Here is a 14,791-nt window from a genome sequence, read left to right as displayed (position 1 = left end):
GAGTAGGACGCCGCCAAGCACTTAGAAAGACCAGCTGATATCAGCTGGTCTTTTTTGTGTGGAACTACATTGATACAAACACCTAACACTTCTCGACTACATATACTAATCTAACCTTCAAAAAATTTCTTAATTTTGTATACAAATGTTGTTCTTTGGGAATACTGAAACCCATGGAGGTGGAATGGATGAGTAAATCTAATCATGGGGAAACGTGTATCATTTGCGAGGAAAATAAAACCGAAGGAATTCACCTTTATACGAAATTTTTATGTTCGGATTGTGAGAAAAAGATTATATCTACATCAACATCAGACCCCGAATACTCTGACTATGTCAAAAAATTAAAGAGTCTCCGTACGCCGCCATTATATTCTTAGACCGTTTCAGGTCTTTTTTTTTAAGCCTTTAAGTCGGTATGGATGAAGGGTATAATGAAATTGATGAAGACACGGTTAAGGTGTCTTTTTTGCTATATACCATGATTTTTGAGCTGAAACTTTGTTTAGCCGATATCCGTATTAGAGAGTAGTATAAAGAAACGACCGATTTATCATAAAAAAAGAAATTGATATATTAGGAGTAGTGGTGTAATGAAACCGATTCTTCATTTTATGCTTCGTGCAACTGCTGCAAGCGCATTGTCCGTGCTCCTTTGGTTCACAAGCTTCTTCGCGCTTAACCAGACTTTTCTGCTGTCCTCCGCTTACGCAGCCGGAGCCTGGATTGCCGTTTATCTTGGCGGGAAATGGTACGGAACGTATTTATTTTTAAAAGAAAACCAGCTTACACGGCGGGAATATGCCTATATAAAGCAGAATCTGCGGGAAGCTAAGCTGAAAATTGCCCGTTTAAGAAAAGCCTTATTTGCAGTCAAAAACATTCAAACGATTAAACAGAATATAGAAATTCTTCGTATCGTCAGAAAAATTTACGGCATCACAAAGAACGAACCAAAGCGTTTTTACCAGGTTGAACGCTTTTATTATCAAAGCCTCGATTCAATTGTTGAACTGACGGAAAAGCATGCGTTTTTGGCGTCACAGCCAAAGCGCAATGCGAAGCTTGAAGTTTCTTTAAGCGAAACGCGTATGATGATCGATAAGCTAGCCAAGCAATTGGAAGACGACCTATATGATTTGCTGAAAACAGACATTGACCACTTGGAGTTTGAACTGGACGTCGCGAAGCATTCAATGAAAAAAAGCTGATGGAGGAAAGCTGAAATGAGCGAATATAAACCATCGTTACACAAAACTGGCGCACAGCTTGAAATTGATGATTTGCTTTCCGATCCTTTTGGACAAGGAGAAGCGCCTGTTTCCGGCATGGAGGAAGAACACCGCGGGCAGCAAGTAAATCTGGTTGATACGTTATCTGAAGAAAAACGCCGGCAGGCATTTCAACTGGCCGAACAGATCGATCCGAAAAACCATAACAGCATTACTCTGTATGGAACGCAAGCCCAATCCAAGCTCTTGAACTGTTCACACGAGATGCTTGAGCACGTCCAAAAAAAAGATATCGGTGAAATTGGGCAGGTTTTAAGCGACTTAATGAAAAAGCTTGAACAGGTCAGCCCTGATGAATTGAAAACTGAAAAAAGGAACTTCTTTTCCCGTTTTTTCGGAAGAGTATCCCATTCTGTTCAAGAAGTATTATCAAGGTATCAAAAAACCGGCGCCCAAATAGATAGAATCAGCGTAAAACTTGAGCATTCCAAAAGCGCGTTGATCGATGATAATAAGATGCTCGAACGGCTTTATGAAAAAAATAAAGAATATTATGAAGCACTGAATGTCTATATTGCAGCCGGTCAGCTGAAGCTTGAAGAATTAAATCATAAAACCATTCCTGAATTAAAAGAGAAATCGAAAACAGAACATCATCATATGGCCGTTCAGGAAGTAAACGATATGATTCAGTTTGCCGACCGGCTGGAAAAGCGGGTTTATGATTTAACGTTAAGCAGACAAATTACGCTGCAGAGCGCCCCGCAAATCCGTTTGATCCAACACACAAATCAAGTGCTGGTGGAAAAGATCCAATCCTCGATTATGACAGCAATCCCTCTCTGGAAAAACCAGGTTGCCATTGCGCTCACCCTGTTGAGGCAGCGCCGGGCAGTAGAGGCTCAAAAACAGGTGTCAGCCACAACAAACGAACTGCTCTTGAAAAATGCCGAAATGCTGAAGGCCAATACGATCGAAACGGCCAAGGAAAATGAGCGCGGCTTTATCGATATCGAAACATTGAAACAAGTGCAGGACAATCTGATCGGAACACTTGAGGAGACGCTTAAAATTCAAGCGGAAGGCCGTTCAAAGCGCCTGCAGGCAGAAGAAGAAATAAGGGCAATGGAAGATGGTCTCAAGGCTAAGCTGCTGGACATGAAAGAAAACCAAAACCGTTTATCATAAGCAAGATAAACATTTACCAAAACGTCCGCCCTTTATGTAATCCGCCTTGAAGGGTATAATAAATGCAGAATGTCATACCGGCATCCCGCAGCACCCGGGTGCCGAAGAAAATAGAGAAGATGACTAAAGGATCGGTTTATATGAAGACACCTTTATATACAGCATTGGTGAACCATGCTGAAGGACATCATTATTCTTTTCACGTTCCGGGACATCACAATGGAGATGTCTTTTTTGATGAAGCGAAAACTTTTTTTGAAACGATTCTCAAAGTGGATCTAACTGAACTGACGGGTCTGGATGATTTGCATGAGCCATCAGGCGTCATCAAGGAAGCACAGGATTTAGTTTCGCAGCTTTATGGCGCGGAAGAAAGTTTTTTTCTCGTCAATGGTTCGACCGTCGGGAATCTGGCTATGATCTTGGCTGTTTGTCAGCCGGGTGACACGATACTCGTTCAGCGGAACTGCCATAAGTCTGTATTTCATGCGATTGAACTTTCAGGCGCCCATCCGGTTTTTTTGACACCGGCAATTGATGAGACGATGGCCGTTCCCACACATATACTGTATGAAACGGTAGAAGATGCCATTTCGCAATATCCGCACGCTAAAGGGATCGTGTTGACATATCCCAATTACTACGGACATGCAGTTGATCTGAAGCCGATCATAGAAGAGGCCCATCAACACGATATTCCCGTTCTAGTCGACGAGGCTCACGGCGCCCATTTTGTGCTGGGCCATCCATTTCCCCAGTTGTCGCTGAAAGCGGGCGCCGATGTCGTCGTCCAGTCCGCGCATAAAACGCTCCCGGCGATGACGATGGGGTCTTATCTGCATCTTAACAGCAGCAGGATCAACAGAGACAGACTGGCATACTATCTGTCCGTGCTTCAAAGCAGCAGTCCTTCTTATCCAATCATGGCATCTTTGGATATAGCCAGGGCATACGCCGAAGATCTCTTGAAAACAAATCGAACAGCCGATATTGAGAAAGAGCTCATCAACTTGAGAGAAGTCTTTTCTCAAATAAACGGAGCCGAGATCGTCGAGCCGGCTGATGACCGTATCCAGCAAGATCCGCTTAAGCTGTGTATCAGATCAGCGTACGGCCACTCCGGTTTTGAGCTCAAATCCATATTTGAAGCAAACGGCATCCATCCTGAATTGGCAGATGAAAGGCAAGTCTTGTTGATCCTGCCGCTTGAAGGAAAAAATAAGCCTGCGCCGGAACTGATCAGCACAATCGGCAAAAGAATAAAAGATACAGTTGTTCAACACGATCATCCTGCCGGAATCGGCATCCCTTCTGAAAAAGTCACGGCTTTACCTTACCGGAAAAACAAGTTGTCCGCCTTCAAAAAAGAATCGGTGCCTTTTGCCGAAGCGGCGGGCAGAATAAGCGCAGAACCGGTCATACCGTACCCTCCGGGTATTCCGTTGATCATGGCGGGTGAGAGAATAACAAAAGAGACGATCAGCCGGCTGACGCGGCTCATCGATCTGAATGTACACATTCAGGGCAGCAATCAGCTCAAACAAAAGCAACTAACTGTATATATAGAAGAGGAGAAATCATGAACGGTTTATTTATTACTTTTGAAGGGCCTGAAGGTGCGGGGAAAACGACAATCCTTCAGGCTGCGGCAGACCAATTGAAGAAAAACGGCTATTCTGTTCTTGCGACAAGGGAGCCGGGCGGCATTGAAATATCTGAACGAATTCGCGAGGTTATTTTAAATCCAAGCCATACAGCTATGGATCCAAAAACAGAGGCCTTGTTATATGCGGCCGCAAGACGGCAGCACCTTGTCGAAAAAGTAAAACCGGCGCTTGAAGAAGGGAAAATCGTCTTATGCGACCGGTTCATCGACAGCTCGCTTGCTTATCAGGGGTATGCCAGGGGACTCGGCATTGATGAAGTATATTCTGTTAATCGATTTGCGATCGGCAGCATGATGCCGAATGTGACGATTTATTTCGACATCGACCCGGAAGAGGGAATGAAACGGATCAATTTAAATCATGCCAGAGAGAAAAACCGGCTTGATCTGGAAAAGCTCCACTTTCATCAGCTTGTTCAAAAAGGCTATGAAGAAGTTATGAACCGGTTTCCCGGACGATTTCGGATCGTGGATGCCAGTCAGAATGTTGAACATGTGTTAAAAAGGGTAAATAACATCATTGAGGGAGCATTAAAAGAAAATCAGTTGTGACCTGTTTACCATTCATTGTTATAATGGTAACAAGAGTATCCTTAAGTGTTTCCATCCAAAAGGGGGCTTTTCATATGAAGTTAATTATCGCTGTTGTTCAAGACCAAGACAGCAACCGGCTTTTAAAGGCTTTGACCGATCACAATTTTCGCGTGACCAAACTGGCGTCAACCGGCGGCTTTCTGAAATCGGGAAACACAACCTTCATGTTGGGTGTAGATGATATTCGAGTAGACAAAGCTTTAAGCTTGATAAAAGAAAACGGAAGCAAGCGCGATCAGCTGATTGCCCCTGTTTCTCCAATGGGCGGAAATGCCGATTCATATGTTCCTTATCCCGTTGAGGTTGAAGTGGGCGGAGCAACCGTTTTTGTACTGCCGATCGAGCAATTCCATCAATTTTAAGGGTTGAGGATATGAAAATAAGTCAAGAACTGCGTACAATGATAGAGAAACAGCAGACTCCGCCTGCAAGAGGGGAAAATGTTTCTGCTTCATTTAAAGAGAAGATGAATATACAAAGCGGCAAGCTTCGAGTTGAACAGCTGACAATGCTTTTAACAGATATTGAAGCGTTCGGAAAACGCCTCTCAAAATCGAGAAACTTCAAAGATTTGGCCAGGTTCAAAGGCTTGATCAAACGATTTGTAAAAGAGACCGTTGAAAACGGTCTGACGGTGGAGAATTCAAGAAGCTTCGATCTGTACGGAAACAGCCGGACATTAAGCATTGTAAAAGAACTGGACGAAAAGCTTGTGCAATTAACAGAGGATCTTATGGATCAGGAAAAATCCTCTATCGAACTTTTAGAATGCATTGGCGAAATAAAGGGTTTACTGATAAACCTTTACACATAGAGAGTGATGGTATGGCTACAACCTGGACAGAAATGCAGGAGCTTCAGCCACGGGTCATGAAGCTTTTGCAAAATAGTATAGAAAGAAATCGGCTTGCCCATGCCTATTTATTTGAAGGGCGCAAAGGGACGGGCAAATTAGACGCTGCAACCCTTCTCGCAAAAAGCTTTTTTTGCCTTGAAGACGGAGCAGAGCCATGTGAGTCGTGCAGGAACTGTCAGCGGATTGAATCAGGAAACCATCCGGACGTACACGTCGTGCATCCGGACGGCCTGTCCATTAAAAAGGGACAAATCCAGGCGCTTCAGGAAGAGTTTTCAAAGACCGGTTTGGAATCGCATAAAAAGCTGTACATTATTTCCCATGCGGATCAAATGACGGTCAATGCGGCGAACAGCCTGCTGAAGTTTTTAGAGGAGCCGAGCAGCGATACAATCGCTGTTCTTTTAACGGAACAGCCGCAAAAATTACTCGATACGATCATATCGAGATGCCAAGTTTTATCCTTTCAGTCGTTGCAGCCCGAATCAATTGAAAAGGAACTGATCAAACAAGAGGTCTCACCGAATATTGCAGCCCTTTTGTCGAATATGACAAACAATTTATCGGAAGCGCTCGAATTGAGTCGAAATGATCAGTTTGCAGAGTCGCGAGCGAAAGTGATAAAATTGTATGAAGTCTTACACCAGCGAAAAGGACATGCTTTTTTCTATATTCAAGATCAGTGGATGCCCTTTTTCAAGGAGAAAGACCATCAAGAAATGGGTCTTGATATGCTTTTATTTATATATCGCGACGTGTTGTCCATTCAGTTGGGACATGAAGATAAAATACTATTTCAGGACTTATTCCAATCATTAAAACAGCATGCGCTGCAAACAACACAACAAAGAGTGACAAACCAGATACTTGCTGTTTTAGAAGCAAAAAAACGGCTTTATTCCAATGTGAATGCTCAAGGATTAATGGAGCACTTGGTTTTAATGCTGCAGGAGGGATAAGCTTGTACAACGTTATTGGTGTCCGCTTTAAAAAAGCGGGCAAAATATATTATTTCGATCCGAACGGATTTCAGATAGATAAAGACAGCTGTGTGATCGTCGAAACGGTTCGCGGTGTTGAATACGGGCAGGTTGTCATCGCCAACAAGAAAGTAGACGAGAACGATGTCGTGCTGCCTTTAAGAAAAGTGATCAGAGTTGCGGATGAGCGCGACCGTCTGATCGTTGAGGAGAATCAAGAAGCTGCGCTGTCCGCCTTTGATGTATGCCAGAAAAAGGTTAACGAACACGGCCTTGAGATGAAGCTCGTCGATGTGGAATTCACTTTTGACCGCAACAAAGTCATTTTTTATTTTACGGCTGATGGAAGAGTCGATTTTAGAGAACTCGTCAAAGATTTGGCATCAATCTTTAAAACGAGAATCGAGCTGAGACAAATCGGCGTCAGGGATGAAGCGAAGATGCTCGGCGGTATCGGACCGTGCGGAAGAATGCTTTGCTGTTCCACATTTTTAGGTGATTTTGAGCCCGTTTCTATTAAAATGGCAAAGGATCAAAATCTGTCGCTGAATCCGACGAAGATTTCCGGACTATGCGGACGGCTGATGTGCTGTCTGAAGTATGAAAACGATGAATACGAAACAGCCAAAGAACAGCTTCCGGATATCGGGGAAGTGATCGCCACGTCCAACGGCCCGGCAAAAGTCGTCGGGTTGAATATTCTCGAACGCATTCTCCAGGTCGAACTAACAGACTGCGACAAAGTCGTTGAATATACGTGGGATGAGCTGTTGCAAGAAGGTGTCGTATCTGCACAAACCACAGATTAACGAGGTGTGAAACCTTGGATAAAAAAGAATTGTTTGATACAGTGATAAATTTAGAAGAACAAATCGGGTCCCTTTACCGCCAGCTTGGAGATCTCAAGCAGCATATCGGGGAAATGATTGAAGAAAACAATCATTTACAGCTTGAAAACGAGCATTTGCGCAAGAGGCTGGAAGAGACGGATCAAAGGCTAAAAAGCGCAAAATCCGATGAAAAAGAGATAAAAGCAGAAAAGACAGGGCATGCTGATATTGGAGAGGGCCATGATAATTTGGCCCGCCTGTATCAGGAGGGCTTCCATATTTGCAATGTCCATTACGGAAGTGTTCGCAAAGAAGGAGACTGTCTGTTCTGCCTCTCGTTTTTAAATAAAAAATAAGAAAGGCTTCCGGCGGAACGGAAGCCTTTTTAACGGTACAATGTGTTTAGGAAAGGGAAAAGACATGATTCAATTAAAAGATGATGAACGACTGGATTATTTACTGGCAGAAGATATGAAAATCGTGCAAAGCCCGACAGTTTTTGCATTTTCCTTAGATGCTGTTCTGCTGTCGAAATTTGCTTACGTTCCGATACAAAAAGGAAACATCATTGATCTGTGCACAGGGAACGGGATTGTTCCGCTGCTTCTCAGCACCCGCACAAAAGCCGCCATCACCGGGGTGGAAATTCAGGAAAGGTTGTATGACATGGCCCTCCGCAGCGTGGAATACAACAACCTGCAAAAACAGATTCATCTCATCAGGGACGACTTGAACAATATGCCGCAGGTGCTCGGATACAATAAGGCTGATGTCGTCACATGCAACCCGCCTTATTTCAAGACGCCGCAAAAAACGGAGCAAAACTTAAATGAACATTTGGCCATTGCCAGACATGAAATTTACTGTACGCTTGAAGACGTCGTTCGCGTCAGCAGCAAGCTATTAAAGCAGGGCGGCAAACTCGCTCTCGTTCACCGGCCGGGGAGACTGCTCGAAATCTTTGAATTGATGAAGGCCTTCCAAATCGAGCCGAAGCGGGTCCAATTTGTTTACCCGAAAAAAAGCAAAGAAGCCAACACCATTTTAGTGGAAGGAATAAAAGACGGCCGGCCTGACTTGAAAATTCTGCCTCCTTTATTCGTGTATGATGAACAAGATCAATATACACCTGAAATAAGGAAGATTTTATATGGAGACGAGTAGCCATTACTTTTACGTGCTTGCGTGCCGGGACGGCAGCTTGTACGCCGGCTATACAAACAATATCGAGAAGCGCCTGAAAACCCATAATGACGGGAAAGGCGCCAAGTATACGAGGGCAAGGCTGCCGGTTAAGCTCCATTATGCAGAGTCCTTTTCAACGAAACGAGAAGCGATGCAGGCCGAGTACTATTTCAAAAAATTATCGAGAAAAAACAAAGAACGTTATATAGAAGAAAAAAGACGGGAGGGTGTTGATTATCAACCGGCAAAAGAGCTTTGACCAAAAATCAGACATGGGCTTGTTATATCTCGTTCCGACACCCATCGGCAATTTAGAGGATATGACATTTCGAGCGGTTTCTGTGTTAAAAGAGGCGGACATTATCGCTGCGGAGGATACGAGGCAGACGAAGAAATTGTGCCATGTATATGAAATCGAGACACAGCTTGTCAGCTACCATGAACACAATAAAGAAAGCAGTGGGCACAAAATTTTGGAATCGCTGAAAGAAGGAAAAAACGTCGCGTTGGTCAGTGATGCCGGAATGCCGACGATATCTGATCCCGGGGCTGAAATCGTCCGCGATTTTATCGAAATGGGCGGCTATGTTGTGCCTTTGCCCGGTGCAAATGCCGCTTTGACCGCACTGATTGCTTCAGGCATTGCACCGCAGCCGTTTTTCTTTTTCGGTTTTTTGAACCGCAACAAACGGGAAAGGAAAAAACAGCTCGAGGCTTTGAAGAACAGACAGGAAACGATGATTTTTTACGAGTCACCGCATCGGCTGAAAGAAACTTTGTCAGCCATTAGAGAGGTATTCGGCAACCGGCAAATCGCATTGACAAGAGAACTCACGAAAAAATTCGAAGAATTTATCAGAGGTTCGATCGAAGAAGCGCTCACATGGGCTGAACAGGAACAGGTGCGCGGAGAGTTTTGCCTTGTGATCGAGGGAAGCAACTGTGAAGAAACGATTGAAGAGACGATCTGGTGGGAGCTCCTTTCAGAAAAAGAACATGTCGAGCATTATATCAGCGAAGGATATCATTCAAAAGAAGCCATTAAAAAAACCGCGGTTGACCGCGGCGTTCCGAAACGGAAAATTTATGACGCTTATCATATTCAAAACTAAAAAACCGCCCTTGCTTCGGCAAGAGCGGTTTTTGTATAATCAAAATAATTATTTTTGAGATTGAAGTTGTGCTTGAATTTCGTTAATGATTTGCTCAGCGCCTTCAGGGCTAAGAACCAATTTACCGCCTGCAAGTTTAAGGTTGTCATCAGAAACTTCACCTGTAACTTGGCAAGTCATGTTTGGTTTATATTTTTTCAAGATGATTTTTTCGTCATCTACATAGATTTCAAGAGCGTCTTTTTCCGCGATTCCAAGCGTACGGCGAAGTTCGATCGGAATCACCACGCGTCCTAGCTCATCAACTTTACGTACAATACCTGTAGATTTCATATTCATTCTCCTCCCGAAAGATTGTTATTTTTATAGGTGTTTATTATCTTCGTCATTATTCGACAAAATCCTTACAGTCCTAGCATAACAAGGTTTCCAATAAACGTCAATCATTTTCTTTTCTATTGTTTGTAAAAATTAGATCATATAGTCAAAAGACCTTGGAAGAACTGATGTAACAAGGGAAATGAAGATGATAAAACAGTATGATCAATCAAAAAAAAGCCCTTAAATCAAGACTTTCGAACTAAGGTTTTTCCTCATATCGATTATATACGACATTATTCGACAATGAAAGCATTTTTTTGTCGAAGTATAATATTTCTTTCTGTTATAAAATTTGTAATCGACCGTATTCATGATGGATCGACAATGTATATTTTCTTGAACTTGAAGGCTAAGATGGTATCATATAAAGAGGGATTATATATTGAGTATATACTGAATGAATACACATGCCGCTCTCGTCCTTTGGGCGGGAGTTTTTTGACATTTTAATTGGGAGGTTCCATCATGCCGCAAGAAAAAAATACGTTTTACATCACTACACCCATTTATTACCCAAGTGGAAAGCTACATATTGGACATGCCTACACGACCGTTGCCGGTGATGCGATGGCTCGGTATAAAAGACTGAGAGGCTTTGATGTCAGATACTTAACAGGTACAGATGAGCACGGACAAAAAATCCAGCAAACGGCGGAGAAGGAAAATATCACTCCGCAGGAATTGGTCGATCGTGCGGCAGAAGACATTCAGCAGCTTTGGAAAAAGCTCGACATATCCAATGACGACTTCATTCGGACGACAGAGGAACGTCATAAAAACGTGATCGAAAAGGTTTTTCAGAAGCTGCTTGACAATGGTGATATATATCTTGACGAATATGAGGGCTGGTACAGCATCCCTGACGAAACGTTTTACACCGAAACCCAGCTCGTTGATGTTGAGCGAAACGAGAAAGGCGAAGTGATCGGAGGAAAAAGTCCTGACAGCGGCCATCCCGTTGAGTTAATCAAAGAGGAATCTTACTTCTTCCGCATGGGAAAATACGCGGACAGGCTGCTCGCTTTCTATGAAGAAAATCCTGAATTCATTCAGCCTGAGTCCCGCAAAAATGAAATGATCAACAACTTTATCAAACCGGGTCTTGAAGATTTGGCTGTTTCCCGGACGACGTTCGACTGGGGGATAAAAGTGCCCGGCAATCCAAAGCATGTCATCTATGTTTGGATCGATGCGCTGTTTAATTACATTACGGCTCTTGGCTTTAATACGGCAAACGATGAAAATTATCAAAAATATTGGCCGGCAGACGTACATCTTGTCGGTAAAGAGATCGTCCGCTTCCATACCATCTACTGGCCGATTATGCTGATGGCATTGGACCTTCCGCTGCCGAAAAAGGTGTTTGCCCACGGATGGCTGCTGATGAAAGATGGAAAAATGTCTAAATCAAAAGGAAATGTGGTTGATCCAGTCACATTAATCGACAGATACGGCCTTGATGCATTGCGTTATTATCTTCTTCGTGAAGTGCCGTTCGGTTCTGACGGCGTATTCACACCGGAAGGATTTGTCGAGCGGGTTAATTATGATTTAGCGAATGATTTAGGCAACCTGTTGAACAGAACGGTCGCCATGGTCAACAAATACTTTGACGGCCGGATTCAGTCGTATGAAGGCCCGGTTACCGCTTTTGACGAACCGTTGTCATCATTCTCGCAAAAGACAATTGAAGCGTACGAACAGGCGATTGAAAATATGGAGTTTTCTGTTGCGCTTTCATCATTGTGGCAGTTTGTCAGCAGAACGAATAAATACATCGATGAGACAGCCCCTTGGGTACTGGCAAAAGATAAGGAAAAAGAAAAAGAGCTTCAATCGGTCATGTACCATTTGGCGGAGTCATTGCGCATCACTGCTGTATTGCTGCAGCCGTTCTTAACGCAGACGCCTGAAAAGATTTTTGCGCAGCTCGGCATCACGGATGCATCATTGAAAACTTGGGACAGCATCAAAAGCTTCGGCCAGCTGAAATCTGTAAAAGTTCAAAAAGGAGAACCATTGTTCCCGCGTCTTGAGGCGGAAGACGAAGTCGCTTATATCAAATCAAAAATGCAGGGAACGGCTCCAAAAGAAGAACCGAAGCAAGAGGAAAAAGCACCTGAACGGCTTCCGGAAATCACGATAGACGATTTTATGAGCACAGAGTTGAGAGTCGCTGAAGTCATCCATGTCGAACCCGTCAAAAAAGCTGACCGTCTGCTAAAGCTCCAGCTTGATTTGGGCTTTGAAAAACGCCAAGTCGTTTCAGGAATTGCCAAGCATTACAAACCTGAAGAGCTTGTCGGCCGGAAAGTCATTTGTGTAACAAACTTAAAGCCGGTCAAACTAAGAGGAGAACTTTCTCAAGGCATGATATTGGCTGGAGAAGACAATGGCGTTCTGTCGCTTGCAGCGGTAGACAGTTCATTAGCAAACGGAACGCGAATCAAATAAATGTAGGCAAAGGGTGTTCCACGTGTAACATTTCGTCGAACACCTTTTGTTTTTTCGACAATTTCTAAAAAAGGTGGCATTCTGATGTTATTTGATACACATGCACATTTAAATGCTGAGCAATTTAATGAGGACTTGGAAGAAGTCATTGCTCGGGCAAAGGAAGAAAAAGTGGAACATATTGTTGTTGTAGGATTCGATCGTCCGACGATCAAGCGTGCGATGGAATTGATTGAAGAATACGATTTTATCTATGCTGCCCTCGGGTGGCATCCGGTTGATGCAATTGATATGACCGATGAAGATTTGGCTTGGATCAAAGACCTGTCCGCCCATGAGAAAGTAGTGGCGATCGGAGAAATGGGACTTGATTATCATTGGGATAAGTCGCCGAAGGACGTTCAAAAAGAGGTGTTCAGAAAACAGATCGCTTTGGCAAAAGAAGTCGGCTTGCCAATCGTGATTCACAACCGTGATGCAACAGAGGATGTCGTTTCTATTTTGCGGGAAGAAGGGGCCGAAGAAGTCGGCGGGATCATGCACTGTTATACTGGAAGCGCCGAAATTGCACAAGAGTGTATCAATATGAATTTCTACCTATCTTTCGGCGGACCCGTCACATTTAAAAACGCCAAAAAGCCTAAGGAAGTGGTCAAACAAATACCAAATGCCCGACTTTTAATTGAGACGGACTGCCCGTATTTAACGCCTCATCCATACAGAGGGAAGCGGAATGAACCTAGCTATGTCAAGCTTGTCGCCGAACAGATTGCTGAATTAAAAGGGATGACTTATGAAGAAATTGCGGCCATCACCACAGAAAATGCAAAAAAACTTTTCGGCATCAGCTGACACGATTTGATATCGAGCCTTGTTCAAGCTTGTCTCTTCGGGGGACGGTTCTAAAAAGTTCTACATGTCTGTTTACACTCATAGGATATCTTTGTCGACAAGTCTTTCTTTCTTTTAAGAGGTGGTTTTCCCATAATAAAAGAGATGGCGGGCTTGCGGAGAAAATAGAGAGGAGGGTTGACAGGCTTGTAGATACTCTATATAATCTCCCCGAGGAGAAGGAGGCGTTTTTCATCATACAAAAAATGAAAAAGCTGTTTTCCGTAAAGCTTAGCAAAAGCAGATGGATACTGATTGCTGCTGGACTGCTTGTCGCAGGAAGCGGAACTGCTTACGGAGCACATGAGCTCGCTAAACAGCAAGTCACCATTTCGATAAACGGGAAAAAGCAGGATGTTCGCACGAATGCTGAAACCGTAGGTGAGCTGCTGAAAAGCTTAGACATCGAGACGAGGAAAGAAGATCACATCTCTCCCGCTGAAGATACAAAATTAACGGCAAACATGAATGTTGAGTATATTGCCGCAAAACCTGTTCATTTCACGGTCGACGGACAGGAAAAAGAAATCTGGACAACAGCGGGTACAGTCGGCAAACTTCTGAAAGATTTAAATTTAGAGTTGGCGGAACACGATCAAATTGACCCCTCAGTTGATAAAGAAATAACGAAAGACATGAAGCTGACTTTGCAAAGGGCTTTTAAAGTAACCGTAAAGGATGCCGGTAAAGATAAAGACATATGGACGACTTCGACTACGGTCGCTGACTTTTTAAAACATCATAAGATCAGCATAAAAGGCGATGATGAAGTTAAGCCTGCGCTTGATAAAAAGCTGACAAAAGATCAGGCGATTCACATTACTCGTATCAAAAAAGTCACCGATGTAGTGGAAGAGAACATCCCTTTTGAAGTCCGGAAAAAAGAGGACGATTCACTTGAAAAGGGAAAAGAAAAAGTTGTACAGGACGGTAAACATGGCAAGCTTAAAAAGCACTATGCCATTGTTATGAAAAACGGCAAGGAAGTGTCCAGAGAACTGATTAAAGAGGAAACAGCAGCCGAAAGCAAAGCCAAAATCATCGCTGTCGGTACAAAGCAAGCCGCAGTGGCTAAAGTCAGCGCGAATGTATCGCGCGGGAATCAATCCTCAGGAAAAGAATTTTATGTATCCTCTACAGCTTATACGGCAAGCTGCAACGGATGCTCAGGCCACACTGCGACCGGCGTTAATTTAAAAAATAATCCGGGCGCTAAGGTGATCGCTGTCGATCCGAGCGTCATTCCGCTGGGTTCCAAAGTACATGTAGAAGGATATGGCTATGCGGTTGCAGCGGATACAGGATCAGCCATCAAAGGCCGTAAAATCGATGTATTCTTTCCGAATAAGTCTACAGCTTACCGCTGGGGAAACAAAAGAGTTAAAATCAAGGTATTGAACTAAATATCATTTATTATGCTTC

17 protein-coding genes are annotated in these 14,791 nt (G+C 43.5%); 16 read left to right on the top strand and 1 reads right to left on the bottom strand.

The features are described from left to right. Window positions 1-188 precede the first annotated feature (188 nt). The 13 genes from BTA31_RS09120 to rsmI all read left to right on the top strand — a co-directional run bounded on the left by BTA31_RS09120 (window position 189) and on the right by rsmI (window position 9,643). Window positions 189-380, top strand: a complete 192-nt coding sequence (locus BTA31_RS09120; protein ID WP_020449787.1) for a sigma factor G inhibitor Gin — start codon at window positions 189-191, stop codon at window positions 378-380. A gap of 213 nt (window positions 381-593) precedes the next feature. Next, window positions 594-1,211 (top strand): 5-bromo-4-chloroindolyl phosphate hydrolysis family protein, encoded by a 618-nt coding sequence (locus BTA31_RS09115; RefSeq protein WP_076790987.1) that lies wholly within the window; start codon window positions 594-596, stop codon window positions 1,209-1,211. 15 nt (window positions 1,212-1,226) lie between these two features. Then, the gene (locus BTA31_RS09110) at window positions 1,227-2,420 is read left to right on the top strand and encodes a toxic anion resistance protein (RefSeq protein WP_076790985.1); all 1,194 of its coding nucleotides are present in this window, start codon (window positions 1,227-1,229) and stop codon (window positions 2,418-2,420) included. A gap of 140 nt (window positions 2,421-2,560) precedes the next feature. Further along, entirely contained in the window at window positions 2,561-4,003 is a 1,443-nt protein-coding gene (locus tag BTA31_RS09105; RefSeq protein WP_076790995.1) for an aminotransferase class I/II-fold pyridoxal phosphate-dependent enzyme, read from the top strand. Further along, window positions 4,000-4,638, top strand: coding sequence for a dTMP kinase (tmk, locus tag BTA31_RS09100; protein ID WP_043928916.1), 639 nt, complete (start codon window positions 4,000-4,002; stop codon window positions 4,636-4,638). The genes BTA31_RS09105 and tmk overlap by 4 nt, the downstream gene beginning before the upstream one ends. Before the next feature lie 74 nt (window positions 4,639-4,712). Beyond that, on the top strand, window positions 4,713-5,042 hold the full coding sequence (locus BTA31_RS09095; protein WP_003178156.1) for a cyclic-di-AMP receptor: 330 nt from the start codon (window positions 4,713-4,715) through the stop codon (window positions 5,040-5,042). An 11-nt stretch (window positions 5,043-5,053) separates the two neighbouring features. After that, complete coding sequence (locus BTA31_RS09090; RefSeq protein WP_043928914.1) at window positions 5,054-5,494, top strand: YaaR family protein; 441 nt, start codon at window positions 5,054-5,056, stop codon at window positions 5,492-5,494. Window positions 5,495-5,505: 11 nt separating this feature from the next. Then, window positions 5,506-6,495, top strand: a complete 990-nt coding sequence (gene holB / locus BTA31_RS09085) for a DNA polymerase III subunit delta' (RefSeq protein ID WP_076790983.1) — start codon at window positions 5,506-5,508, stop codon at window positions 6,493-6,495. A gap of 2 nt (window positions 6,496-6,497) precedes the next feature. Continuing rightward, entirely contained in the window at window positions 6,498-7,325 is an 828-nt protein-coding gene (ricT, locus tag BTA31_RS09080) for a competence/sporulation regulator complex protein RicT (RefSeq protein WP_020449794.1), read from the top strand. 14 nt (window positions 7,326-7,339) lie between these two features. Continuing rightward, window positions 7,340-7,702, top strand: coding sequence for a DNA replication initiation control protein YabA (yabA, locus tag BTA31_RS09075; RefSeq protein WP_043928913.1), 363 nt, complete (start codon window positions 7,340-7,342; stop codon window positions 7,700-7,702). Between the two features lie 64 nt (window positions 7,703-7,766). Next, complete coding sequence (locus BTA31_RS09070) at window positions 7,767-8,510, top strand: tRNA1(Val) (adenine(37)-N6)-methyltransferase (RefSeq protein WP_020449796.1); 744 nt, start codon at window positions 7,767-7,769, stop codon at window positions 8,508-8,510. Further along, window positions 8,497-8,790: a GIY-YIG nuclease family protein gene (locus BTA31_RS09065; protein WP_043928911.1), complete on the top strand. Its 294-nt coding sequence runs from the start codon at window positions 8,497-8,499 to the stop codon at window positions 8,788-8,790. Before BTA31_RS09070 ends, BTA31_RS09065 begins: the two co-directional genes overlap by 14 nt. Beyond that, window positions 8,765-9,643, top strand: coding sequence for a 16S rRNA (cytidine(1402)-2'-O)-methyltransferase (rsmI, locus tag BTA31_RS09060; protein ID WP_094777421.1), 879 nt, complete (start codon window positions 8,765-8,767; stop codon window positions 9,641-9,643). The genes BTA31_RS09065 and rsmI overlap by 26 nt, the downstream gene beginning before the upstream one ends. Window positions 9,644-9,691: 48 nt before the next feature. Here the strand turns inward: rsmI and BTA31_RS09055 are convergent, their stop codons facing one another. Further along, entirely contained in the window at window positions 9,692-9,982 is a 291-nt protein-coding gene (locus tag BTA31_RS09055; protein WP_085959887.1) for an AbrB/MazE/SpoVT family DNA-binding domain-containing protein, read from the bottom strand. A 507-nt stretch (window positions 9,983-10,489) separates the two neighbouring features. Here BTA31_RS09055 and metG point away from each other — a divergent pair. The 3 genes from metG (at window position 10,490) to BTA31_RS09040 (ending at window position 14,772) form a co-directional block, all read left to right on the top strand. After that, window positions 10,490-12,478 carry a methionine--tRNA ligase gene (gene metG, locus BTA31_RS09050; protein WP_076790980.1) on the top strand — a complete coding sequence of 663 codons (1,989 nt, stop codon included), beginning with the start codon at window positions 10,490-10,492 and terminating at the stop codon, window positions 12,476-12,478. Window positions 12,479-12,562: 84 nt separating this feature from the next. After that, window positions 12,563-13,330 carry a TatD family hydrolase gene (locus tag BTA31_RS09045; protein WP_076790978.1) on the top strand — a complete coding sequence of 256 codons (768 nt, stop codon included), beginning with the start codon at window positions 12,563-12,565 and terminating at the stop codon, window positions 13,328-13,330. A gap of 245 nt (window positions 13,331-13,575) precedes the next feature. Then, the gene (locus BTA31_RS09040; protein ID WP_239693163.1) at window positions 13,576-14,772 is read left to right on the top strand and encodes a G5 and 3D domain-containing protein; all 1,197 of its coding nucleotides are present in this window, start codon (window positions 13,576-13,578) and stop codon (window positions 14,770-14,772) included. Window positions 14,773-14,791 lie beyond the last annotated feature (19 nt).

Origin of the sequence: Bacillus haynesii (assembly GCF_001969855.1) — a bacterium.
Taxonomy (GTDB): Bacteria; Bacillota; Bacilli; order Bacillales; family Bacillaceae; genus Bacillus; species Bacillus haynesii.
This window is presented reverse-complemented; position numbering and strand designations above follow the sequence as displayed.